This window comes from Glycomyces sp. YM15 (assembly GCF_016918015.1).
GTDB lineage: Bacteria > Actinomycetota > Actinomycetes > Mycobacteriales > Micromonosporaceae > Glycomyces.
This window is the reverse complement of record NZ_JAERMK010000015.1, coordinates 73,133-95,862: the sequence shown is the minus strand read 5'-3', so window position 1 is coordinate 95,862 and position 22,730 is coordinate 73,133. Positions and strand designations below refer to the sequence as shown.

The 22,730-nt window shown below is 69.1% G+C and carries 20 protein-coding genes; 4 read left to right on the top strand and 16 right to left on the bottom strand.

Features of this window, described 5'->3' with window-relative positions; all coding sequences use genetic code 11:
* Positions 1-18 precede the first annotated feature (18 nt).
* Entirely contained in the window at positions 19-1,047 is a 1,029-nt protein-coding gene (locus JHY01_RS17050) for a GNAT family N-acetyltransferase (protein WP_205326856.1), read from the bottom strand.
* Between the two features lie 340 nt (positions 1,048-1,387).
* Between JHY01_RS17050 and ahcY the strand changes: the two genes are divergently transcribed.
* Positions 1,388-2,836 (top strand): adenosylhomocysteinase, encoded by a 1,449-nt coding sequence (gene ahcY, locus JHY01_RS17045; RefSeq protein WP_205326855.1) that lies wholly within the window; start codon positions 1,388-1,390, stop codon positions 2,834-2,836.
* A gap of 172 nt (positions 2,837-3,008) precedes the next feature.
* Here the strand turns inward: ahcY and JHY01_RS27400 are convergent, their stop codons facing one another.
* From JHY01_RS27400 to JHY01_RS17015, 6 genes are all read right to left on the bottom strand, one after another.
* Complete coding sequence (locus JHY01_RS27400) at positions 3,009-3,887, bottom strand: hypothetical protein (protein WP_275889807.1); 879 nt, start codon at positions 3,885-3,887, stop codon at positions 3,009-3,011.
* Between the two features lie 137 nt (positions 3,888-4,024).
* Positions 4,025-4,918 (bottom strand): serine hydrolase, encoded by an 894-nt coding sequence (locus JHY01_RS17035; protein WP_205326854.1) that lies wholly within the window; start codon positions 4,916-4,918, stop codon positions 4,025-4,027.
* A 173-nt stretch (positions 4,919-5,091) separates the two neighbouring features.
* Entirely contained in the window at positions 5,092-6,270 is a 1,179-nt protein-coding gene (gene moeZ / locus JHY01_RS17030; protein ID WP_205326853.1) for an adenylyltransferase/sulfurtransferase MoeZ, read from the bottom strand.
* Positions 6,271-6,369: 99 nt separating this feature from the next.
* On the bottom strand, positions 6,370-7,191 hold the full coding sequence (locus JHY01_RS17025; RefSeq protein ID WP_205326852.1) for a DUF3152 domain-containing protein: 822 nt from the start codon (positions 7,189-7,191) through the stop codon (positions 6,370-6,372).
* 68 nt (positions 7,192-7,259) lie between these two features.
* Positions 7,260-8,246, bottom strand: a complete 987-nt coding sequence (locus JHY01_RS17020; RefSeq protein WP_205326851.1) for an alpha/beta fold hydrolase — start codon at positions 8,244-8,246, stop codon at positions 7,260-7,262.
* 5 nt (positions 8,247-8,251) lie between these two features.
* A complete protein-coding gene (locus JHY01_RS17015) occupies positions 8,252-10,306 on the bottom strand; it encodes a hypothetical protein (protein ID WP_205326850.1) in 2,055 nt (684 codons plus the stop codon).
* A gap of 176 nt (positions 10,307-10,482) precedes the next feature.
* Between JHY01_RS17015 and JHY01_RS17010 the strand changes: the two genes are divergently transcribed.
* Positions 10,483-11,109 (top strand): TetR/AcrR family transcriptional regulator, encoded by a 627-nt coding sequence (locus JHY01_RS17010; RefSeq protein WP_374199544.1) that lies wholly within the window; start codon positions 10,483-10,485, stop codon positions 11,107-11,109.
* A gap of 295 nt (positions 11,110-11,404) precedes the next feature.
* Complete coding sequence (locus tag JHY01_RS17005; protein WP_205326848.1) at positions 11,405-11,632, top strand: DUF3107 domain-containing protein; 228 nt, start codon at positions 11,405-11,407, stop codon at positions 11,630-11,632.
* A gap of 156 nt (positions 11,633-11,788) precedes the next feature.
* On the opposite strand, the gene JHY01_RS17000 is transcribed toward JHY01_RS17005, so the two are convergent.
* The 9 genes from JHY01_RS17000 to JHY01_RS16960 all read right to left on the bottom strand — a co-directional run bounded on the left by JHY01_RS17000 (position 11,789) and on the right by JHY01_RS16960 (position 21,591).
* Positions 11,789-13,528 carry an LpqB family beta-propeller domain-containing protein gene (locus JHY01_RS17000; RefSeq protein ID WP_205326847.1) on the bottom strand — a complete coding sequence of 580 codons (1,740 nt, stop codon included), beginning with the start codon at positions 13,526-13,528 and terminating at the stop codon, positions 11,789-11,791.
* Positions 13,512-15,140, bottom strand: coding sequence for an MtrAB system histidine kinase MtrB (mtrB, locus tag JHY01_RS16995; protein WP_205326846.1), 1,629 nt, complete (start codon positions 15,138-15,140; stop codon positions 13,512-13,514). Before mtrB ends, JHY01_RS17000 begins: the two co-directional genes overlap by 17 nt.
* The gene (gene mtrA, locus JHY01_RS16990) at positions 15,140-15,829 is read right to left on the bottom strand and encodes an MtrAB system response regulator MtrA (RefSeq protein ID WP_030155693.1); all 690 of its coding nucleotides are present in this window, start codon (positions 15,827-15,829) and stop codon (positions 15,140-15,142) included. The genes mtrB and mtrA overlap by 1 nt, the downstream gene beginning before the upstream one ends.
* A gap of 74 nt (positions 15,830-15,903) precedes the next feature.
* Positions 15,904-17,280 (bottom strand): NAD(P)/FAD-dependent oxidoreductase, encoded by a 1,377-nt coding sequence (locus JHY01_RS16985; RefSeq protein ID WP_374199542.1) that lies wholly within the window; start codon positions 17,278-17,280, stop codon positions 15,904-15,906.
* A 20-nt stretch (positions 17,281-17,300) separates the two neighbouring features.
* The gene (locus JHY01_RS16980) at positions 17,301-17,915 is read right to left on the bottom strand and encodes a hypothetical protein (RefSeq protein WP_205326845.1); all 615 of its coding nucleotides are present in this window, start codon (positions 17,913-17,915) and stop codon (positions 17,301-17,303) included.
* A 28-nt stretch (positions 17,916-17,943) separates the two neighbouring features.
* Entirely contained in the window at positions 17,944-19,302 is a 1,359-nt protein-coding gene (locus tag JHY01_RS16975; protein WP_205326844.1) for a DUF58 domain-containing protein, read from the bottom strand.
* On the bottom strand, positions 19,299-20,360 hold the full coding sequence (locus JHY01_RS16970) for a MoxR family ATPase (protein WP_205326843.1): 1,062 nt from the start codon (positions 20,358-20,360) through the stop codon (positions 19,299-19,301). Before JHY01_RS16970 ends, JHY01_RS16975 begins: the two co-directional genes overlap by 4 nt.
* The gene (locus tag JHY01_RS16965) at positions 20,360-20,869 is read right to left on the bottom strand and encodes a hypothetical protein (protein ID WP_205326842.1); all 510 of its coding nucleotides are present in this window, start codon (positions 20,867-20,869) and stop codon (positions 20,360-20,362) included. Before JHY01_RS16965 ends, JHY01_RS16970 begins: the two co-directional genes overlap by 1 nt.
* Complete coding sequence (locus JHY01_RS16960) at positions 20,866-21,591, bottom strand: DUF4129 domain-containing protein (protein WP_205326841.1); 726 nt, start codon at positions 21,589-21,591, stop codon at positions 20,866-20,868. Before JHY01_RS16960 ends, JHY01_RS16965 begins: the two co-directional genes overlap by 4 nt.
* A 172-nt stretch (positions 21,592-21,763) precedes the next feature.
* On the opposite strand from JHY01_RS16960, the gene JHY01_RS16955 reads away from it, so the two are divergent.
* Positions 21,764-22,645: a hypothetical protein gene (locus JHY01_RS16955; RefSeq protein WP_205326840.1), complete on the top strand. Its 882-nt coding sequence runs from the start codon at positions 21,764-21,766 to the stop codon at positions 22,643-22,645.
* Positions 22,646-22,730: the final 85 nt, after the last annotated feature.

Genomic DNA, 22,730 nt, shown 5'->3' with positions numbered 1-22,730 from the left:
CGTGGGGACTCCTGCGTGTTAGGAGAGCTTCTTCTGCACGTCGATGTCGCGGCAGAAGCGGCGGTAGCCGACGGCCTCGTTGATGGCGATCATGTGGCTGTTGACCTCGGCGTTCCAGGTGTGCACGTACCGGAGCCTCGGCCGGTACTCGCGCAGCAGGCGCTGGTTGGCGATCTTGAGGATCGTCCCGAGCCGCTTGCCTCGGTGGGCCGGGTCGACGATCGTGTCGTTCTGGCCCGCATGGAGTTCGCTGCCGGGGCTCACGAGGATGTCGGTCATCCCGGCGACCTCGCCGGACTCGACGTGCCTGACGGCGGCGGCGAGCTGGAGTTCGCCGCGGTCGGCGCGCACGCGCTCCTCGTCGCGGACCCGCTCGACGTCGAAGACGGCCGGCCGGATGTCCAGCTCCTCGCCCATGGGCGGGTCGGTGTACATGCGGGCGCGCATGGCGGCGATGCCCTCGACGATGTCCTCGGGGGCGTGGTTGACCCACTGCACGAGCTCGTACCCGGCGGCCTTGGCCCACGCGTCGTCGTAGCGCTTCGCGAGGTCGTCGTCGTTCACGGCGAAGAGGTCGTTGCGGCGGTGGATCTCGTTGTCGACGGCGGCGTAGCCGCGGGCCTTGGCGAACTCGCGGCCCGCGTGGTCGACGGTCGGCGCGTCCTCGACGGTCTCGGCGACGCCGGACAGGAGCGTGTCGCGGCCGCGTTCGGCGACGCGCTGCTCCAGGAACTCGAGCAGGCGGGAGCCGATGCCATGGCGGCGGTGGTCGGGGTGGACCTCGAGCTCGAAGCTCGCCAGGTGCTGGTTGTCCTTGAGGAAGAGGACGAGTTCGAAGGCGCCGACGATCAAACCGTCGACGCGGGCCGCGTAGCGCTCGACATCGATGGCCGACGGATAGAGGAGCAGACGGAGCCGCTGGTGAGCGGGGCTGTAGGGGGCGTCACCGGGCCGGTCGTGCTCGATGACGGCGTTCTGCATGGCGATCCACGCCCCGACGAGGTCGGTGTCGAGGGGATCGATCGGGAGAATCTCAATGTCACTCATGGCCCCAGTACCGTCCCGCATCACGGGATGGGGCGCAAGTGATTTAGTGAAAACGCATCGCGTTCAGTGCGCAAAAATGTGCCGGGCGGCCACCCCAGACCGCCCGGCACTCCCCCCGGTTTGGTATTCCCCGGCGCCTCGGTGATGGTTCCGGACCCTGTGGGCCCTCCGCATCTCCGTGACGCTGTGTATCTGCAATATTACCCACAGCCCCGGCAGTGTCAAGCCGAAACACGCGTTGCCGGAAAATTTTTTTCCGTGGCGTCCGCCTCAGTGCTCCAGGCTGCCCCAGCAGTGGCGTTGTTCAGGTCTTCGAGGCGCGGCGCGTAGCATTTCTGCCATGACGAACACGCTGCGTGCCGACGACTACAAGGTCGCCGACCTCAAGCTGGCCGACTACGGCCGCCACGAGATCCGCCTTGCCGAACACGAGATGCCCGGCCTGATGGCCCTGCGCGAACGTTACGGTGCGTCCCGCCCGCTGGAGGGTGCCCGCATCACCGGGTCCCTACACATGACGATTCAGACCGCGGTGCTCATCGAGACCCTCACGGCGCTGGGCGCCGAGGTCCGCTGGGCCTCGTGCAACATCTTCTCCACTCAGGACCACGCCGCCGCCGCGATCGCGGTCGGCCCGAACGGCACTCCGGAAGCGCCGCAGGGCGTCCCGGTGTTCGCATGGAAGGGCGAGACCCTCGAGGAGTACTGGTGGTGCACCGAGCGCGCCCTGGACTGGGGCGATGCGGAGCCGAACCTGATCCTCGACGACGGCGGCGACGCCACGATGCTCGTGGTCAACGGCGCCAAGTACGAGGGCGACGGGTCCGTGCCGGATCTCGCCGGCGCCGAGAGCGAAGAAGAGGGCGTCGTGCTGGCGCTCCTCGCCCGCTCGCTCAAGGAGGACCCGACGCGCTTCTCCCGCAAGTCCGCCGCGATCAAGGGCGTGACCGAGGAGACCACCACCGGCGTGCACCGGCTCTACGAGCTCGAGCGCGAGGGCCGCCTGCCGTTCCCGGCGATCAACGTGAACGACTCAGTGACCAAGTCGAAGTTCGACAACAAGTACGGCGTGCGGCATTCGCTGGTCGACGGCATCAACCGCGCCACCGACGTGCTCATCGGCGGCAAGGTCGCGCTGGTCTGCGGCTACGGCGACGTCGGCAAGGGCTCGGCGGAGTCGCTGCGCGGCCAGGGCGCGCGCGTCCTCGTCACCGAGGTCGACCCGATCTGCGCGCTGCAGGCGGCGATGGACGGCTACGAGGTGCTGACGATCGAGGACGCGGTCGAGTACGCCGACATCTTCATCACCACCACCGGCAACCGCGACATCATCACGATCGACCACATGCGCCGGATGAAGCACCAGGCGATCGTGGGCAACATCGGGCACTTCGACAACGAGATCGACATGGCCGGCCTCGCCGCCGAGCCGGGGATCAAGAAGCTCGAGGTCAAGCCGCAGGTGCACGAGTGGCAGTTCGCCGACGGGCACTCGATCATCGTGCTCAGCGAGGGCCGGCTCCTCAACCTGGGCAACGCGACCGGGCACCCGAGCTTCGTGATGAGCAACAGTTTCACGAACCAGGTGCTCGCCCAGATGGAGCTGCACACCAAGCTCGACCAGTACCCGATCGGGGTCTACACGCTGCCGAAGCACCTCGACGAGGAGGTCGCCCGCCTGCACCTCGACGCGCTCGGCGTCAAGCTGACGACCCTGTCGAAGAAGCAGGCCGACTACATCGGCGTGCCGGTCGAAGGGCCCTACAAGCCGGATCACTACCGGTACTGAGCGAAGCGAAGGGACGGTAGCGGCCAACCAGCCGGTACTGAGCGAAGCGAAGGGACGGTAGCGGCCAACCAGCCGGTACTGAGCGAAGCGAAGGGACGGTAGCGGCCAACACAGCCGGTGCTCGACGATGCAGAGCGGCCCGGGCCTTACGGTCCGGGCCGCTTTTCCATGCCTAGAGCACGGCCTTGTCGATGACCGAGCGGGAGATCTTGGCGATCTCCTTGACGATGGCGATGCCTTTGGACTCGTTGGGGGCCTTGCTGGTCAGGATCGCCATCCGGATCGAGACGGCGCCCGGCTTGGTGATGATCCCGCACGAGTTGACGACCCACAGGCCGCCGAGCGAGGAGCGGGAGTCCCAACCGTTCTTGATCCAGACCTTCTCGCCGGTCTTCAGCGCGGCGCTGACGCCCCACCGCTGCACGGAGGCGACGCCGCCCATGAGCCAGCGCGCATGGTCCACCTCGGACTGGGTGAGCCGCCCCTTGTAGAGCAGCTGACCCATGATCTTCAGCTGGTCGGTGACGTTGGTGGTGGTCAGGCCCCAGCGGCAGTCGGAGGAGGCCTTCGTGTACTGCAGGCCGTAGCGGGTGTGGGCGGCCTTGAGCGCGTTGCAGCCGCCGAGGTGGTTGTACACCTTGGTGGCGGAGTCGTTGTTGGACCAGATGATCATCTGGCGCGCGTGCTCCCGGATGTCGGCGGGGATCGCGCTCACGGAGCTGTACTTCTCCAGCAGCATCAGGAGGATCTCCATCTTGACGATGGAGGCGGTGTCGTGGATCAGGGTCTTGTTGGCGGTGACGAGGCGAGTGGTGCTGCGCGAGACCGCGACTGAGGCGACGGTCTGCGTTCCCGTGGTGGCCAGGTAGGTCTTGACGCGGTTGGTGAGTTCGGTCGAGAGCTCGGCGTCCGTCGGTCCGGCGGCGGAGGCGGCAGTGGCGCCGTAGAGGGCGGTTCCTCCGGCGAGGGCCACGGCGGCGGGGATGCCGGCGCGCAGGACGGTGCGGCGGGAGGGCATGGGGGGACGGCGTTCGGGGGTGTGCTGCGTCATTGAGCAAGAGTATGAAACAGTCTCGGGTCTTGCGAAGGGCGGTGCCCTCGTTCACGTCTGGAGGGTCCCGGACGCACCGCGGGCGCCCGGCTCCGGCCGGGCGCCCGGTGACTTCGTCTGCGCCGCTGAGCGTCTCGCTATTCGCTCTCGATGACGTCGCGGGCGATCCTGGCGATCTCCTCCACGATCGGGATGCCCTCGACGTCGTCGACGGCACCGCTGGTGAGGACGGCGAGCTTGACCGGGTCGTCGCCGTCGCCGCCGAGGACGCCGATCGAGTTGACGACCCAGAGCCCGTCGAGCTGCGACTCGACGTCCCAGCCGTTCTTGAGCCAGACGGTCTCGCCTTCCGTGGCGGCGGCCGAGATGCCCCAGGCCTGCTCTTCGATGACGGCGCCCATGAGTTCGCGGCCGAGGTCGACCTGCTCGCCGGTGAGGACGCCCTCGAAGAGGTTGAGGTCGGTGAGGATGAGCTGGTCCGGGGCGCTGGACCAGCCGACGCCCCAGCGGCCCTGGGCGTCGACGGTGGTGTTCTGGAGGCCGTAGCGCTCATGCGCGGCCTCGAGGGCCGCGGCGCCGCCGAGGTAGTTGTAGAGAGTGGTCGTCGAGCCGTTGTCGGACTCGGTGATCATGAGCTGCAACTGCTCTCGCTGGTCCTCCGGGATCGCGTCGACCGAACCCCAGTACTGCTGGACCATCGCGAGGATCTCGACTTTGACGATGGAGGCGGTGATGTGCGTCTGCTCGGGGTTGTAGTCGAGGTGCATGTCGCCGCGCTCGATGGCGACGGAGGCTTCGACGGCGGTGCCGGTGCCCGCGAGGTACTCGTCGATCCGGCTCTTGAGGTCGGCTTCGAGTTCTTCGCGGGACGGGCCGAAGAACGAGTCGAGTCCGCCTTCCGAGGCGTTCGCGGCCACCGTGGCTATCGCGCCGCCCCCGACGAGGACGGCCGCGGCGGGCACGCCGATCCGGAGGAGGTTGCGGCGGGTGGGGTTGAGGCGACGGGAGACGGCTTCGCTAATGCGGATCATCCTTGCGAGGGTACGGAACCGGTCAAGCGAGAGTCAATGCCCCATCATGGGAATTCATTGAACACCAGGGGTTCGAAATCTCATATCCGGCCGAGGCAACCAAATCGCACTATGGAGGGTACGGCGAAGGGCGTGCGGCCTGAGCCGCACGCCCTTCGATGTCGTTGTACCCCTTAGTAGGTGGGCAGGCTGGGATCGACCTGGTTGATCCAGCCGAGCACGCCGCCCTGGACGTGGACCGCGTTCTTCAGGCCGGCGGCCTTCGCCGCGGCCAGCGCCTCGGCGGAGCGGACGCCCGCCTTGCAGTAGAACACGGCCTGCCTCTCGGTGGGCAGATCGGCGAGCGCGGCACCGGAGACGATGTCGCCCTTGGGGATCAGCCGCGAGCCGGGGATGCGCACGATCTCGTACTCGGCGGGCTCGCGCACGTCGATGAGGTCGATGTCGCGGCCTTCCTTGATCCACGTCTCGAGTTCACGGGCGGTGATCGTCGAACCGATGACGGCCTCCGCCGCTTCGTCGGTCACGGAACCGCAGAAGTCCTCGTAGTCGATGAGCTCGGTGACGGTGGCGTTGGGGCCGCAGACCGCGCAGTTGGGGTCCTTGCGGACCTTGATCTTGCGGTAGGTCATCTCGAGCGCGTCGTAGACCATGAGCGAGCCGACGAGCGGGTCGCCGATGCCGGTGAGGAGCTTGATGGCCTCGGTGACCTGGATCGAGCCGATCGAGGCGCAGAGGACGCCGAGCACGCCGCCCTCGGCGCAGCTGGGGACCATGCCGGGAGGCGGGGGCTCGGGGTAGAGGCAGCGGTAGCACGGGCCCTGGTCGGCCCAGAAGACCGAGGCCTGGCCGTCGAAGCGGTAGATCGAGCCCCACACGTACGGCTTGCCGAGCAGCACGGCCGCGTCGTTGACCATGTAGCGGGTGGCGAAGTTGTCGGTGCCGTCGACGATGAGGTCGTACTGCCCGAAGATCTCGAACACGTTGTCGTTGTCGAGCACCGTGTTGTGGATGACGACGTCGACGTACGGGTTGATCTCGCGGATCGAGGCGGCGGCGGACTCGGCCTTGGGGCGGCCGATGTCGGACTGGCCGTGGATGATCTGGCGCTGCAGGTTCGACTCGTCGACGGTGTCGAACTCGGCGATGCCGATCGTGCCGACCCCGGCCGCGGCCAGGTACATCAGGGCGGGGGACCCGAGGCCGCCCGCGCCCACACAGAGCACCTTGGCGTTCTTGAGTCGTTTCTGACCGTCCATGGCGACGTCGGGGATGATGAGGTGGCGCGAATAGCGGCGCACCTCGTCGACCGACAGCTCAGAGGCTGGTTCGACCAGCGGCGGCAAACTCATATGTTCAATAATGCATGTCCAAGGGCTGGATATTCCACCGGGAAGCCGGGTGTGCGGTTCTTCACGCGAATGGGACGCGAGCTCCCGGATAGTGGAACGCTACTGGTCGACGAAGTCGTCCGGCGGGAGGTCGGGGCCGTTGTAATCGCCCGCCGGGCCAGAGACGTAGGTCGAGCCGTCGGGGAACGGCCAGGCGTTGCCGATGCAGCCCGCGAGCTGGTAGGTCTGCTGGGCCATCACCGGGGAGGGCTCGCCCTCTTCGGGGCAGACCTCGTGGCCGTGGCCGAGCCGGTGGCCCACTTCGTGGTTCACGGCGTACTGGCGGTAGGTGTCGATGGTGCCGTCCCAGTGGTCGACGCCGGTGATCCAACGGGCCGAGTTGATGACGACGTTGTCGCCGTTGCGGCACGAGACCGTCGTGTTCTGGGAGCCGCACAGGTAGGCGCGCTGCTCGGGGCTGGCGAGGTAGACCGTGAAGTCCGCGCCGCCGCCTTGGGGCACCTGCTGGAAGCGCCAGGCGCCGCCGGCGGTCCAGGATCGGGCGTCGGCGAGGGTCGCGTTCACGAACGCGCCGACCTCGGCGGCGTCGAGTTCGAGGCCGTTCTCCACGGCCACGTCGTACTTGAGGAGGGTCCCGGCGTCGCCGACGACCGCGTCGTTCACTGGTACCGCGTACGTCCAAGTGCCGGTGCCGGAGAAGTACAGCGGCGGCGAGGGCGGAACCGCATCGGGCGAGACGGCGTCGGCGACGCTGTTCGGAGCGATCCGCTCCTCGTCGTCGAGGGCCTGCGGCTTCTCGCTGCCGCCGATGCCGAACGCGAAGTACAGGCCCGCGCCGGCCATGACGATGAGGATCGCGAAGAACACGAAACGGCGCCTCCTGCGGAGCCTGCGCTTGCGTTCCAGCCGTCCCTCTGCCACCCCGCGAGTCTAAGGCAGACGGAGCGGCCAGGGGCCCACACCTGAGACTCCTGTGGCATGGTTCTTGTTCACAATACGGACATAGCGCTATCAGTGGGCTCCAAAGAGGTTCGATACTCGTCGAACATCGCGGCCATCGCACGGGCGACGGCCTGCCAGCGCTCCATCATCGCCACGTGCCCTGTCCGGTCGAGGATGAGCAGCCGTGAATCGGGGATCGCGAGCGCCGTGGGCGGGGCCTGGCGCACATCGATGACTTTGTCCTGTTTGCCCCAGACGACGAGGGTCGGGCACTCGATGGTGCGGGCGAGCCGCCACAGCGAATGCGTGCCGGGCACGAACGCCTGGAAGAACGAGGCCATCAGGCCCCGATAGGTCTGGATGTACGCGCGCGAGTTCCAAGGCACTGCCAGGCGGCGGCGGGCCTCGGCGATCGCCTCCCGTCGGCGCTGCGGGTGGATCACCGAGGGATCGGCCCAAGTGCCGAGGAAGATGTCCTCCACGACCTGCTCGGGCGTGCGCGTCCTCATGGCGCGGTCGGCGAACCAGGCCATGCGGGGGACGGCGAGCATCGGCACGTATCGCGACTGGTGCGAGCGGCGCGGGTTCGCGAACGGCATCGCGGGCGAGATGAGCGTCAGCGTGCGCACGAGGTTCGGACGGGTCGCGGCGAGGTAGACCGCGATGGCCCCGCCGAGCGAATGGCCCGCGAGGTGCACCGGGGCGCGGCCGGACTCGACGATCCAGGCCGCCACGTCCTGCGCGAGGAGCGGGACCGTGACGCGCGGGGCCGGAGCCGAATGCCCGAACCCGGGCAGGTCGATCGCGTCGACCGCGAGGCGGTCTGACAGCGCGTCGGCCAGATCGGTCCAGTTCTGCGCGGAGCCGCCGAGCCCGTGCACGAACACGGCGGGCTCGGCGCCCGGCGCGGTCGGCGGGGTGTGCCGGATGAACAGGCGGCGACGACTGAGCTGGTGCTCCATTCCCGGGAACGGCGGGTGGGGGCGGGTCGGATTGCGAACCCCGCCCGCCTCGGCCAGCCGTGCCCGTTTCATGGGATCTAGTGTGTCACTTCACCGGCGAGCGCGCCCAATGTAGCCGAAACCACCGCGCGGGAACGTTCGGCGGTGACCACCGACGCGCCTGAGAGGCGGCGCACCGAGCGGCCGTCGAGCCACAGGATGACGACCACCGCGGTCTTCACCGGCCCGGTGGGGACGATCGAGGCGTGCTCCACCTCGACGCGCACGTCGTTCGCGCCCAGGCGCGGGCGCAGGGCCTCGACGGTGGCCGCGGCGGCGGCGTGCTGGATGTGCCAGTCGATCGGCGGCACCGCGACCTTGCCCGTGGACTCCGAGTCGCCGAGCACGAGGGTCACGCTGACCTCGGCTTCGAGCCCGGCGGATTCGATCTCGACGCGGCGCAGCTCGACCGGGCCGACCTTGGCGAGCTCGACCTCGGCGGACGGGGACTCGACCTGGTCGTGGACCTCCTGCTCGTCGGCGGACTGCGGGCCGGGCTCGACCGCGCGCTGCTCGGCGACCACGGCCGAGACGACCGCGTGGACCTCGTCGGGGTCGACGCCCTCCTCGAGTTCGAGGCGCAGACTGGAGTTGCCGTCGGGGGCGGTCACGTGGAAGGCGTCGCGGACGCCGGGGACTTGGCGCACGGCGTCGACGAGGCGCACGGATTCGGGGTCGTTCACGTCTTTCTCTACTGTCGCGGGAGGAGTGGGCTCGGCGAGCGGCGGACGGTTCGCCGGAGGCGTGCGCAGCGGGGCCTGCTCGGTGACGGGCGGGCTGGGGACCGCCGCGGGCGAGACCTCGGTGACCGGCGACTGCGGCTGCACGATCGGGAACTGCTCGGTCTGCTGCTCCGGGCCCGGGATCGCGTGCGGCCGCGGGGTCGGCGCGCTCGGCGTCGGCGGCGCGGCCTGGTGCGGAAGCTCGATCGGGCCGGTGTGCTGCGGCGCGGGCATCTGGACCGGCGAGGGCTGGGTCCGGTCCTCCGGTGCCTCCTGCGCGGGGGGCTCCTGCGGGGTGGCCGGCGCGTTGTGCTCCTGCGTCGCACCGGGGCCCGAGCCGTTGGCGCTCGGCGGAGCGAACCCCTGGTTCGCGCCGGGCGGGGCGTACTCCTGGTTCATGCCCGGAGGCGCGACGAAGTCCTGGTTCGGGGTCTGCGGCGGCTGCGCGCCGAAGTCCTGGTTCGCGGGCTGACCGAACTGCGGGTTCACCGGCTCGCTCGGCATGGCCTGGCGCGGGGCGCTGTAGAACTGCTGCGCCGCGGCGTTCCGCTCCTGCGCGCTGTACTCCTGGTTCGCGGGAGCGGCGCCGTTCGCGCTCGGCGGCCCGTAATCGGGGTTCGCGGCGGGCGACGGGCTGTACTGCTGGTTGGCACCGGGCGGCGCGCTGTACTCCTGGTTGCCGCCCTGCGGGCCGAACTCCTGGTTCGGCTGCGGCGGTCCCTGGTTCGGATGCTGCTGCGGGGCCGCGTAATCGCCGGGCATCGGCGGGGCGCTGTAGCCCGGGTGCTGCTGCGGGGCACCGAAGTCCTGCTGCTGCGCGCCCTGGTCCTGAGCGGGCTGCTGACCGTACTCCTGGTTGCCGCCCTGCGGCTGCACGTTGTACTCCTGGTTCGCGCCCGGCTGCGCGTTGTACTCCTGGTTCACACCTGGCTGCGCGTTGTACTCCTGGTTCACACCTGGCGGCGCGCTGTACTCCTGGTTCACACCTGGCGGCGCGAACGGCGACTGCTGCTGCTCGCCTTGGAAGCTCTGGGGGGCTTGGGAATGCTGCGGGGCCGGCGGGATCGGCTCGAACTGCTCGCCGGAAGAAGGGCGGCGGGTGGCCGGGACCATGGGGCCGGTCTCGGCGATCTCCACCGGCACGTTCGGCACCTGCCCGGTGGGGTCCTCGCTGTAGCGGTGGCGGCGCCCCCGGTCCGGGTCGAACCGGTACTGCTCCGGCGCCTGGCCCATCCCCTGGCGCGCCTCCTCGGCGGGCTCGGGAGCCTCCTCGGCGGGCGGTCCCCAAGACCTGCCGATGCGCCTGCGGGCGGGTCGTTCCTCCCCGCTCGGACGCTGCGGCTCATCCGGTCGGTTCTGGTCATACACCACTAGACAACTCCTTCATATTCCCGCCCTCAAGGTACCGTGGCGTGCCCAGTGACTCGAACCCGCGTTTGTCGCCCCCGTACGCTGGGAGACTGTATTCAGGTTTCCGTAAACTTCGTTCAGGTCGCAAGAGCGGGCTGCTGACGGATGGCCGACATGTGCCGAGGAGAGGTGCCGTGGTGAACAGCGCTGGTGAGGGCCGGGTCCGACTGCCCAGGAGCGAACGCCGGGCGCAACTGCTGCGGGCCGCCCAGGACGTCTTCGTGTCCAAGGGCTACCACAGCACCTCCATGGACGACATCGCCGAGAACGCCGGGGTCTCCAAACCCGTGCTGTACCAGCACTTCACGTCGAAACTCGAACTGTACCTGGCGCTCCTCGACGGGCGCGCGGCCGAACTCGTCGGCCAGGTTCGCCACGCCCTTGAATCCACTGAGGACAACAAAGAGCGGGTCAACCGCGCCATGCGCGCCTATTTCGAGTTCGTGGACGCGCAGGGCGAGGCGTTCCGACTCGTCTTCGAATCCGACCAGCGCAACGACCCCGAGGTTGCGGAGCGGGTCCTCAAGATGGAAGCCGACTGCGTGGCCGCCATGGCCGAGACGATCATGAGCGACACGCACGTCGACAAGGCCCGCGCCGAACTGCTCGCGACCGGCCTGCTGGGCATCGCGGAGATCTCGGCGCGCAAGTGGATCGCCTCCGACCGCGCCATCCCGAAGGACGAGGCCATCCAGCTCATGAGCACACTGGCCTGGCGCGGCATTTCGCACTTCCCGCGCGAAGGCGAAGCCGAGCGCGGGTAGCGAGGGGCACAGCCCGCGTGAAGGCGAAGCCGAGCGCGGGTAGCGAGGGGCACAGCCCGCGTGAAGGCGAAGCCGAGCGCGGGTAGCGAGGGGCACAGCCCGCGTGAAGGCGAAGCCGAGCGCGGGTAGAGAACGGCACGGCAGGACCGGTTTTCAAGCGTTTCGCGTGAGCCCTGACACGTCCCTTGCGCCGCTCCGTTCGCTCTCGGCGCACTGCGCCGCGACGGTCCCGGGCGGGCCCACGAGTAGTCTTGCAACCGTAGAGACGTCACAGAATTTCGATTGAGGAGGACCCGTGGAGGTCAAGATCGGTGTCCAGTACGCCCCACGCGAACTGGTGTTGGAGAGCAAGCTGTCGCCGAAGGACCTGTCCGAGACGATCGAGCAGGCCGTGACGAACGGCGGCGTCCTCCGTCTCGAAGACGACAAGGGCCGGCAGGTGTTCATCCCAGTCGAGAAGATCGCTTACGTCGAGGTCGCCGCGACCAACGTGCGGTCGGTTGGCTTCACGGTCGACGCCTGAGCTTGCGAAGGCTCGAGCCGTGAACGGACGGCACCGCACGGTCGACGCCTGAGCTTGCGAAGGCTCGAGCCGTGAACCGACGGCACCGCACGGTCGACGCGTGGATACCGCACTGCAAAGGCCCGGAGCAGGATGCTCCGGGCCTTTCGCCTCGCCCTAGCTGTCCGACAGCACCGTGAACGGCGCAGTGCCGCCCACCAGCTCGCCCTCGTTCGTCACCTGGGCCGCATCGCTCGCGTAGACGCGGTACAGGGTCGTGTTCGCGACGATGATCACCGGCTCGCCGCGATCGGCGTTCGGTCGCTTCGGATCAGCCGGGTTCGCCGCGATCTGCGTGATCGGCGGCATCTGCCCAGTGCCCGTGCCGTCCTGCGGCACGGTCCGCGAATTGTCGATCGCGACTCGGAACAACTGGTCGCTGCCCCGCTCCCCCACCACCCACAGGTAGTTCTCGGAGCTCCAGGCCACGTCCTCCACGTTCTCGATGTCCAGTCCGATCCTCCGCGGGTCGCCCACCGTGACGTTCGCGTCCGCGTCGACGCTCAACGGCGCCACCCAGGCGTGGCCGTCCTCGACATAGGCCAGGCGGCGCCCATCGGCGGCGAGCGCCATCGCGGTCACGTTCTCTCCGACGCCGAGCGGCTGCACCGCCCCCGTCGCAGGCAGGACCAGAGTCGGGACGCCGTCGTCGATGACCAGCAACGTGCTCCGGTCGAGCCACTGCGGGTCGGCGAGCGCCCCGCTGAGATCGGCGACCTCCCTCAGCGACGAAGCCGACGAACCGGTCAGCAGCGCTAGGCCCTCCGGACCGGCCACGACCGCGGCGATCCGGTCGAGCGGGCCGACCGCGACCTGCTCGAGTCCTTCGGCGCTGAAGCCGACCCACGAGTGCTCGGCCGTGGGCTGCTTGGTGACCCCGAACGTGGCCGAGTACTCCCACACCGTGTTCTCGGCGATGAAGTACGCGGTCTCGGGCAGGCTCGGCGGGATGGCGTTCCAGCTCCGCCATTCGTCCGCATCACCTTCGACTCGGACGTCCCCGTCGATCCTGAGCGTGAACTCGCCGTTGACTCCGAGGCTCCAGACGATCTGCGCGGCGATGGCGTAGGCGGTTTCGTCCTCGATGGCCTCGCTCGGCGAGAGGTCGACCACGAAACCGTCGTCCTCGCTGATCTTGCCCGTGGTGGTGGGCGGGATCGCGTTGTGCGCCGACCCGCTCGCGAAGTCGCGGAAGCCCGCGAGCAGCCACGAGAGGAGCATCCGCTGGCGGGTCTCCGCGTCGAGCTCGCGGTAGATCCAGCGCAGGTCGGGGACGAGGAGCTCGGCCTGCCCGGCCTGGAAGTACATCGGCGCCTGCTCATAGGCGTTGGTGAAGTAGTCGTAGCTGAGGGCGGCGTGCACCGGCTGCTCGCTCATCTTCCAGACCTCGTCGACGTCGCCGCGCTGGAGGGTGAAGGTCTCCTCGTAGCCGCTCGGGGTCGAGTTCATGCGGACGTAGCCGTCCTCGCGGTAGTTGCCCACGACCGAGCCGGTCACCGTCACCGTCGCCGAGTCGAAGTCGCTCGAGTCGTTCACGGTCACGTTGAGGGCCGCGACGAGGCGGATGTCCTCGGTCGGCTCGGAGAACTTCGCGTCGCCGCTCACCGTGAAGCTGTTGAGCCGGTCGTCGCGGCTGGCCGGGTCGCCCGCGGCCGCCTTGAAGAAGTTCTCGACGGTCTCCTTGGCGATCGAGGTGGGGCTGAAGACCTCCGGGTTGGCCCCGGAGGACGAGTCGAAGTCGGTGGGCGCGTCGCCGATGACCTCGGGGGCCTTGTCCGTCGGTATGCCGCACGCGGTCAGCGCCCAGAAGACGCTCAGCACGGCCGCGGTGGCGGCGAGGCTAGTCCTGCGTCGCACGAAAGGCCTCCTTACTCTGCTGGAGTCGCAGCGGGATCGGCGAATTGATGACCCGGTTCCCGGACTGCAGGGGGAGGGTGAGCACGAACAAGGTGCCGACGCCGGGAGCGCCGGTGGCCTTGAGCGTGCCGGAGTGCAGCTTCGCGTCCTCCAGGCTGATGGCCAGGCCCAACCCGGTGCCGCCGGTCTTGCGGTTGCGGGAGGGGTCGGCGCGCCAGAACCGGTCGAAGACGCGGTCGGCGTGACCGGGTTTGAGGCCCACGCCGTGGTCGCGTACGGCCACGGCCACGGCCGTGTCGCTCTCGGCGACGGTGATCTCGACCGGGCGTCCTTCGGCGTGCTCGATCGCGTTCGAGACGAGGTTGCGGAGGATGCGGTGGACCCGGCGCTGGTCGACCTCGGCGATGACGCGGCGCTGCGGCTTCTTGATCGCGACCTCGACGCCGCATTCGCCCGCGAGGCGGGACAGGCCTTCGACCACGTCTTCGGCGATACGGCCGACGTCCACGGCCTCGACTTCGAGCGAGGCGAACCCGGAGTCGAAGCGGGAGATCTCCAGCAGCTCCTGGAGCAGGTCCTCGAAGCGGTCGATCTCATGCTGGAGGAGCTCGGTGGAGCGCTTCGTGAGCGGGTCGAACTCGTCGCGGTTGTCGTACAGCAGGTCGGCGGCCATGCGCATGGTCGCGAGCGGGGTGCGCAGCTCGTGCGAGACGTCGGAGGTGAAGCGCCGCTGCATCATCGACATCTCTTCGAGCCTGCGGATCTGGTTCTGGAGGTTCTCGGCCATGAGGTTGAACGACCCGGCCAGCCGGGCGAGGTCGTCCGATCCGCGCACTTCCATCCGCTCGTGGAGGAGCCCCGCGGCGAGGCGCTGCGAGGTGCGGGCGGCTTCGCGGACCGGGGTGACGACGAGGCGGGTCACGAGCGCGGCGATCACGCCGAGGAGCAGCACCAGCGCGACCCCGGCCAGGGCCAGGTTGGTGCGCAGCAGGCCGATGGCCTCCTGCTGCGATTCGAGCGGATAGAGCGCGTAGATCTCGTACCCGATGTTCAGGTCGATGTACGAGCCGACGACGAGATAGGGCTGCGGTCCTTCATCGTCGATGTCGAACTCGGCGTACTGGGTCGCGACCTTGCCTTCCGCGACCGTGCTCTGGAGTTCGGCGCTGGGTTCGGCCCCGCCCGACACCGGGTGGGTCTTCGCGACGGTCCCGTTGGCCGTGCGCAGCATGATGTACGGCGCGTAGGCCGGGTCGTCGCCGAGTTCGGCGACGATCCGCTGCATGGTCTGGGCCAGAGAAGTGTCGGACTCGGTGGTGAAGGAGCCGAGCTGCTCGGCGGCGTTCTCGGCGGCGTTCTCGGTCTCCTCGACGGCCGTGTCCCGGCGATCGTCGAGGAGCCCCGAGGTGACCGAGCCGGCCACGACGAAGCTGAAGATGAGGACGAGGATCGTGGAGGCGATCAGGGTGGAGGAGACCACGCGCAGTTGGAGCGACGCCCGGAAGCGGTCGACCAGCGGACGCGAGACGCGGCCCGCGTAGCGGGCGGCGCCTTGGGCGAGACGCCGCAGCCAAGCCGGCCTCTCCCGAGTCCGGCCCTGATCCGGAGCCACTAGCCCAATCCGGCTTTGTACCCGACGCCGCGCACGGTCTGGATGAGCTGGGGACGCTCGGGGTCGGGCTCGATCTTGGCCCGCAGGCGCTGTACGTGGACGTTCACGAGGCGGGTGTCGGCCGAGTGCCGGTAGCCCCAGACCTGCTCGAGGAGCACCTGCCTGGTGAAGACCTGGCGGGGCTTGCGGGCCAGGGCCACGAGCAGGTCGAACTCGAGCGGAGTGAGCTTGACTTCGGCGCCGTTGAGGGTGACCTGGTGGGCCGGCACGTCGATCTGGACCTGGAGGCCGGGCTTGCCGATCTCGAGGCGTTCGGGCGTGACGTCGTCGCCGCGGCGCAGGCGGGCGCGGATGCGGGCCACCAGCTCCTTGGGCTTGAAGGGCTTGACGATGTAGTCGTCCGCGCCCGATTCGAGGCCGAGGACGATGTCGACGGTGTCCGACTTCGCGGTGAGCATGACGATCGGCACGCCGGATTCGCCGCGGATCGCCTTGGCGACGTCTATGCCGCTCATGCCCGGGAGCATGAGGTCCAGCAGGACGATGTCCGGGCGGTGCTCCTTGAACGCGGCGAGCGCCTTCTCGCCGTCGGTGACGAACGTGGGGGTGAAGCCTTCGGTCCGGAGGATGATGCCGAGCATCTCCGCCAGGGCCGGATCGTCGTCGACGACGAGTACACGTGCTCTCATGGACACCAGTTTTCCACCTCGCTAAAGGTTGAAGCACCACGGGTCTCTTACCCGTGGTGCTCCAACTGTAACGACTATCCGACGGACTTGGCGGCCCGTGCGGGGTCAGTGCCTGCGGCGATGGCTTCGAACGGTTGGCGACCGGCGTGGATTTCACCGAGTTGGACCATTTCGCGCTTCGTGAAGAAGCCGACGATCCAGTCCGTGAGGACGCGGCCCTTGCGGCCGGTCCCGGGCACGCGCGACAGGTGGTAGCCGCGGTGCATGAGCCACGCGAGCAGGCCCTTGGCCTTGAATCCGTAGGTGTTCGCGACGCCCTTGTACAGGCCGAGGCCCGCGACCGAGCCGATGTACTTGTGCTCGTACGGCTTGAGTTCGCGGCCGACGTGCTTGCGGTACACGTTCTCGGCCAGGACGGAGGCCTGGCGGACGGCGTGCTGCGCGGACGGCGTGCACCAGTCCATCGGGAAGTCCGAGGTGTCGGGCACCTGCGTGGAGTCGCCGGCGCCCCAGGCGCCGTCGACGACCTCGCCGACGGTGTGCGTGCCGGCCTCGACGCCGGTGGCGACCTGGAGGCGCGTGTTGCACTCGAGGTGGCCGCGGGGGCCGATCGGCAGGTCCGACTGCTTGAGCATCGGGTTCGGCATGACGCCGGCGGTCCAGATGATCGTGTCGGTGTCGAACTCCTCGCCGTCGGTGAGGATGACGTGGCCGTCGATGCAGGACTTGAGGGTCGTGCCGAGCCGGATGTCGACGCCGCGCTTGGTGAGCTCGCGGGCCGCGTAGGCGCCCATCTCGGGGCCGACCTCGGGGAGGATCTTGTTCGCGTATTCGACGAGGTACCACTTGATCTCGTCGGCGTCGAGCATCGGGTAGTTCTTCACGATGTTCGCCGTGAGGTCCTCGAGCTCGCCGAGGGTCTCCGCGCCGGCGAAGCCGCCGCCGACGGTCACGAACGTGAGGGCCTTGCGGCGCACGTCGGGGTCCTCGGTGGTGGCCGCGATGTCGAAGCGCTGGAGCACGTGGTTGCGCAGCCAGATCGCCTCGCCCATCGACTTGATGCCGATGGCGACGTCGGCCAGGCCCGGGATGGGCAGCGGGCGGGTGACGGAGCCGGGGGCGACGATGACCTCGTCGTACTCGACCTCGCGGGTGGGTCCGACGAACGGCTGCACGACGAGCTTGCGCTCGGCGTGGTTGATCTCGGTGACCGCACCGGTGAGGATGGTGCAGAGCTTGAGGGCCTGTCGGAGCGGCACTACACCGTGACGCGGGGAGATGGAGCCAGCGGCCGCCTCGGGCAGGAACGGCTGGTAGGTCATGTGCTGGTTGGGGTCGATGACCATCAGTTCAACTTGACCGCGCTTGATATCGCTCTTCAAGAGCTTGCTCAAGCGTTCGGCAACGTAGAAACCGACGTGACCGGCACCTATCACGACAATACGTTTCACGGGTTCAATTCTGTCCTTGCTCAGGGGTTCCTGTGTAGTGAACGCGCGAGGACGTAGATCACTGTTACCGCTGCCACGATCCCGGCCGCAATGACGAGACCGGCCGCGAGACCGGTGAAATACGCGGTGAACAGGGCCAGAATACCGGCTACGACCACTGTCGATGCAAGGACGATCCCCAGGTGGCGGGCCCAGGTGAGGATGATCTCACCGTCCATTGCGGTAGTCGTCCGAAAGCGCTGGGTCACGGCGGCCGTGGCGTGCGCCGCATAAAGCAGGCACGCGATGGCGGTGGCCGTCCACAAGGACGACTCGCCCTCGTCCAGCGCGCCGCTGATGAGCCAGGACGCGAGCACGAACAGGATCGCCAGGGTCGGCGCGATCCCACCCGGGAGCAGGGCCGCGACGAGCGCGAAGAGCGCGGCGGCGCCGACGTAGAACCCGGCCGCGGCCCACTCGGGCGGAACGGCGATCTCGGCGGCGACGAACACCGGCAGCGCGATCACCAGCCGCAGCAGGACTCCCGCGGGCGCGACCCGCCGGGCCCAGGAGACGCTGCCGGCCTTGCCCGCTCTGAGGCGGTCGCGGGCGCCTTCGCTGAGCGCCCGGGCAAGACTGCGGTGCGCGTCGCTCATTTTGACTCGCAAGCTTCGGCAAGGGGGCTCATCGGTACCGCCTCCGGTTCAGTTCGGCGAGCACGTTGTCGAGCGACGCCGAGCCCTGCCAGGGCTCGACCGCGACGCCGAGGTCGCGCAGCTCCATCACGGTGTTGGACCGCGTGAGCCGCCACAGCCGCTCCGCATACGGCGTCCAATGTGAACGGTTTGGCGGCGAGACGTGAGGCGGGAGGGTGCCGACGCAGAGCACGGGCCGCCCGGCGCGGGCGATCGCGGCGACCAGCGCCAGCGAGCGGTCGGTCAGCAGCGGCGTGAACACGACGTTCAGGCTGCGCTGCCCGGCGAGCTGGCGGCGCAGCATCTCGGGCGAGGGCGGCAGCGGGTCCGGCGGCATGTCGACCGACGCGAGCCAGCGGAGCGTCGCGGCGGCGTGGCGCCTTCCGGTCCCGGCCCGCATCCGGCGGCCGCGCGCGCCGAACTCGATGCAGGCCACGCGGTCGCCTTGGAGCGCGTAGTGGGAGGCCACGGCCCCGGCCGCGCGCACGGTGAGGTCCGCGATCGAGGCCGCGCCGTCCAGACCGCCGGAGATCCCGGCCTCGACCTGGAGGTCGAGGATCAGGGTGACGTCGGTGTCGCGTTCGGAGAGCGTGGCGTTGACGTACAGGTCCTGGCTGCGCATCGAGGTGCGCCAGTCGATGCGGCGCAGGCGGTCGCCCGGCTGGTAGAGCCGGACCTCGGCGAGCTCGCCGGAGTCGCCGCCGCGGCGGGAGCGGTGCACGCCCGTGACGCCGTCGGCGAACGGCAGGGACTCGGCGGAGTCGAACCAGTCGGGCACCGGCAGGACCCACACGGTCGCGCCGTGCAGTCGCTGCACCGTGGTCTCGAGGAGCCCGCCGCACGCGATCGAGCGGACGTGGATCGGCCCGAAATGGTGGCCGCCCCAGCGGCGGGCCCGCCCTGCGACGACCATGTCGCGCCCGGACGCGGGCGCGAGGCGTTCGGCGAAGTCGCCCTTGCCGGTGTGCAGGTCGATCCAGGGATCGGCGGCCGCGGTGACGAGCGTGGTGATCGGAACCGGCTCGGGGTTGACGACCGTGAGGGTCGCGGCGGCCGTCGCGCCCTCGGCCGTGGTGGCGTCGTCGAACGGGACGAGCTTGGCTTCGGGCGGGCGCGTCGGCCGGTGCTGGAGCAGCATCGCGGTGCCGATGGCGAAGGGCGCACTGATGAGCACCAAGTCGATCCGGCCGAACGCGACCGAGACGAGCAGGCAGACGGCGACGAGCGCGACGGCCCGTGTCAGGGCCGGCGTGCGGCGCCACGTGACGGGCGGCTCGGACTGCACCCGGCCGGCGGGCCGGGCGCTGTCGGTGCGCAGACTGAGCGCGGGATCGCCTGCGAGTGTCATTGCTCTGCCAATTTACGGCTCGCAAGCGGTCTCGGCGAAGCTTGCGAGCCGTCAATTGGCGTCGCCGAGGCTGCGGAGTAAGTGGGGGCCTGAGCGGTCTGGGGCGCGGCGACGCCGTGGCAGATGTCGGCGACCACGGAGGCCGGGTCGATGCGGCGCATCCAGAGCTCGGGCTTGAGGGTGATGCGGTGGGCGAGGGCCGCTCCCGCGACGCCCTTGACGTCGTCAGGGGTCACGAAGTCGCGTCCGGAGAGGACGGCCAGCGCGCGGGAGGCGAGCAGCAGCGCGAGCGAACCGCGAGGCGAGGCGCCGACCTGGACCTGGGCGTGACCGCGGGTCGCGTTGGTGATGGCGACCATGTAGCGGCCGACCGAGTCCTCGACGGTGACGTTCTCGAGGGCCTTCTGCATGCCGACGAGCGTCGCGGCGTCGATGACGGGGGCGAGGTCGACCGACTCGGCGCGCCGGGAGATGCGGCGCTGGAGGACTTCCCACTCCTCGTCGGGGGTCGGGTAGCCGAACGAGACGCGGAGCAGGAAGCGGTCGAGTTGCGCCTCGGGCAGCTGGTAGGTGCCCTCGAACTCGACGGGGTTCGAGGTGGCGAGCACGGTGAACGGCTCGGGGAGCAGGTGCGTCTCGCCTTCGACCGACACCTGGCGTTCCTGCATGGCTTCGAGGAGCGCCGACTGCGTCTTCGGGGGCGTCCGGTTGATCTCGTCGGCGAGCAGGAGGTTGGTGTGGACGGGTCCCTTGCGGTAGACGAACTCGCCGCTCTTCTGGTTGTAGAGCAGCGACCCGGTGACGTCGGCGGGCAGCAGGTCGGGGGTGAACTGCAGGCGCCGGAAGTCGAGGCCGAGGCTCTGGGCGAAGCAGCGCGCGGTGAGCGTCTTGCCGAGGCCCGGGAGGTCTTCGAGCAGGATGTGGCCGCCGGCGAGGATGCCGGCGAGGACCAGTTTCAGCGGCTCGTCCTTGCCGACGATGACCGACTGGACGGACTTGAGGACCGCGCCCGCGTGGTGGGCGACCTGGTCGAGGCTGATGCTCGGGGTGTCTGACATTAGATCTCCTCGATGGCGTGCAGGTATTCGCCGAGCTGCCGAGGGGTCGGGCAGTCGGGCGCGGGCTGGGTGAGGAACAGGAACAGGGGGTCGCCGAGCAGGGCCCGGCACTGGTCGGGCTGGGCGGTGAGCGAGAGGCCTCGCCGGAGGCGGAGCCGTTCGGAGGCGACCTCGACGAGCTGCTGCTTCGCGTTCGTGCCTTCGAAGCGGCCGGGTTTGGCCTCGGCGAAGATGAGGCGGTCCTCCCAGCGGTTGACCTCCGTGAAAGGCCGCCAGCTGGGTTCGTTCACGGTGGTGGTGACGATCGGCGGGGCCTTCTCGTGGTCGGCGCGCATGCCGTTCACGACGGAGTTGGCGAGCAGCGCGGCCAGGGAGAGCAGTACGAGCTGCCAGATCGCGAAGTCGACGCCGCTGAGGCGGGCGGCGCCCCAGAACACGACGGCCAGCGCGACGGCGCCGACGGCGGGCCACAGCTTCAGGCGCCCGAACGGGGCGAGGAAGTCCTTCATCGGCCGGTCCTGAGGCCGAGCTGCGCCTGGAGCGCGATGAGTGCGTCGCGGGCCTGGTCGCGGTCGGCCTCGACGACCTGGTGCGGTGAGTAGCGGGCGCGGAGGTAGGCCTCGGAGAGGCGGCGCAGCGCGGAGCCGTCGAGTTCGTGGCGGACCAGGAGTTTCCTGACGAGATCGGAGGGGGTGTCGGAGGGTTCGCGTTCGATGCCGACGGCCTCGGAGGCCCGCTCGAAGTGCAGCCAGCAGGCCATGATCGCCGCGCGCGGGTCGTCGCCGAGGTCCATTTCGGCGAGGGCGGCGTTGACGGCCTCCTCGACGAGCGTGAAGTCCCTGTGCAGGTACTCGGGTTCGGGATCGCCGACGCCGCTGCTGGGCGGCGCGTCCACGAGCCAGTCGATGAGTTTGCGCGTGAGGAAGAGCAGCACGAAGAAGGCCGGTACGCCGATGAGGATGCCGAGTATTACCCAGGTGACCCAGGACGGGAAGGTGAAGGTGTCTTGAGGGGTGCCGTTCTCCAAGCCCGTCGGCATTTCCAGCGTCTCCTGCTGCTGCGGCGGCGGCGACTCCCGTTCACCGGTGGACGTCGGGACCTCGGCCTCATCCCACTGCAGCCCGGCCCCCTGCGCGGCCAGCCCGACCACCAGCAGCGCGGCGACCACTACGAGCACGGGCAGCCAGCGCCTGAGCGCGACTCGCCGCCGCTGCGTATCGGGGTGCGCCATACGGAACCTCAAGGGGGTGCTCATCTTCCGGGAGTTACGCGCCCCACCTTATGTCAGTGGCGCTGCAACCGCCTACCACCGTCGCCGCCCGGAAAGCGACTTCACGACGCCGTCTCGCAACCAACAGTGTCGTTCGCACGTAGAACACCACGGCTCCCCTAGCGTCGAACAGGTGGTCACACACGAACACGAGGCGCCACTGCGCCTCTTGCAGGACAACCCGAAACTCGCGACCGAGCTGTACTGCGGCCTGCTCGGCCAGCGCCTCCCCGACTACACCTCGGTGAAGGAGGGCTCCGAGGCGATGACCCGCAGCGATAAACCCGACAAGCGCGACTGCGACAACCTCGACATCTACTACCAGGACGAGAAGCCGGTCTTCGCGCTCATCGTCGAAGTGCAGCGCGCCGAGAGCGAGGACAAACACTTCTCCTGGCCTGACTACCTCATCGCGGTGCGGAGCCGGCTGCGCTGTCCTGTTGCGCTGGTCGTCATCTGCCCGGACGAGAAGACCGCCAAGTGGGCGATGGCCCCGATCGAGACCGGTCACGTGGGGTTCACCCTCGTGCCGTTCGTGATCGGACCGGACCTCATTCCGGTGGTCACCCATCCCGCCGAGGTCCGAGGTTGCGAGCAGATGGCCCTGCTCAGCGCCATGGCTCACGGCGGCGGCGACGCAGGCGTGGAGGTCATCGAAGCTCTGTGGGGCGTCCTCGTGGAACTTCCCGAACATCTCAAGGTCAAGTACACTCGAATCGCTAGCAACACGCTCTCGGACAAAGCTCTGGAGCGACTGGAGGCCGCCATCATGACCGACACCGCACACCGAGTTACCTTCATCGATCGCTTGGAGGCCCAAGGAGAAGCCCGAGGCGAAGCCCGAGGCCAGGCCCAAGGCGAATCGCGGATGCTGCTTCGAATCCTCGAGAAACGCGGCATCGCGGTCGACGCCGCGGCAGAAGAACGCATCACCTCGTGCACCGACCTCGACCAGCTGGACAGATGGGGCGACAGGGCACTTGAGATTGAGCGCATCGAAGAGCTCTTCGACTAGCGACGACGAACTTGCGGGCGGGGCCGGACCTGAAGGTCCGGCCCCGCCCCCGGCGGGGGCGGCGCAGAGTGCGGCCGGGCGCGAA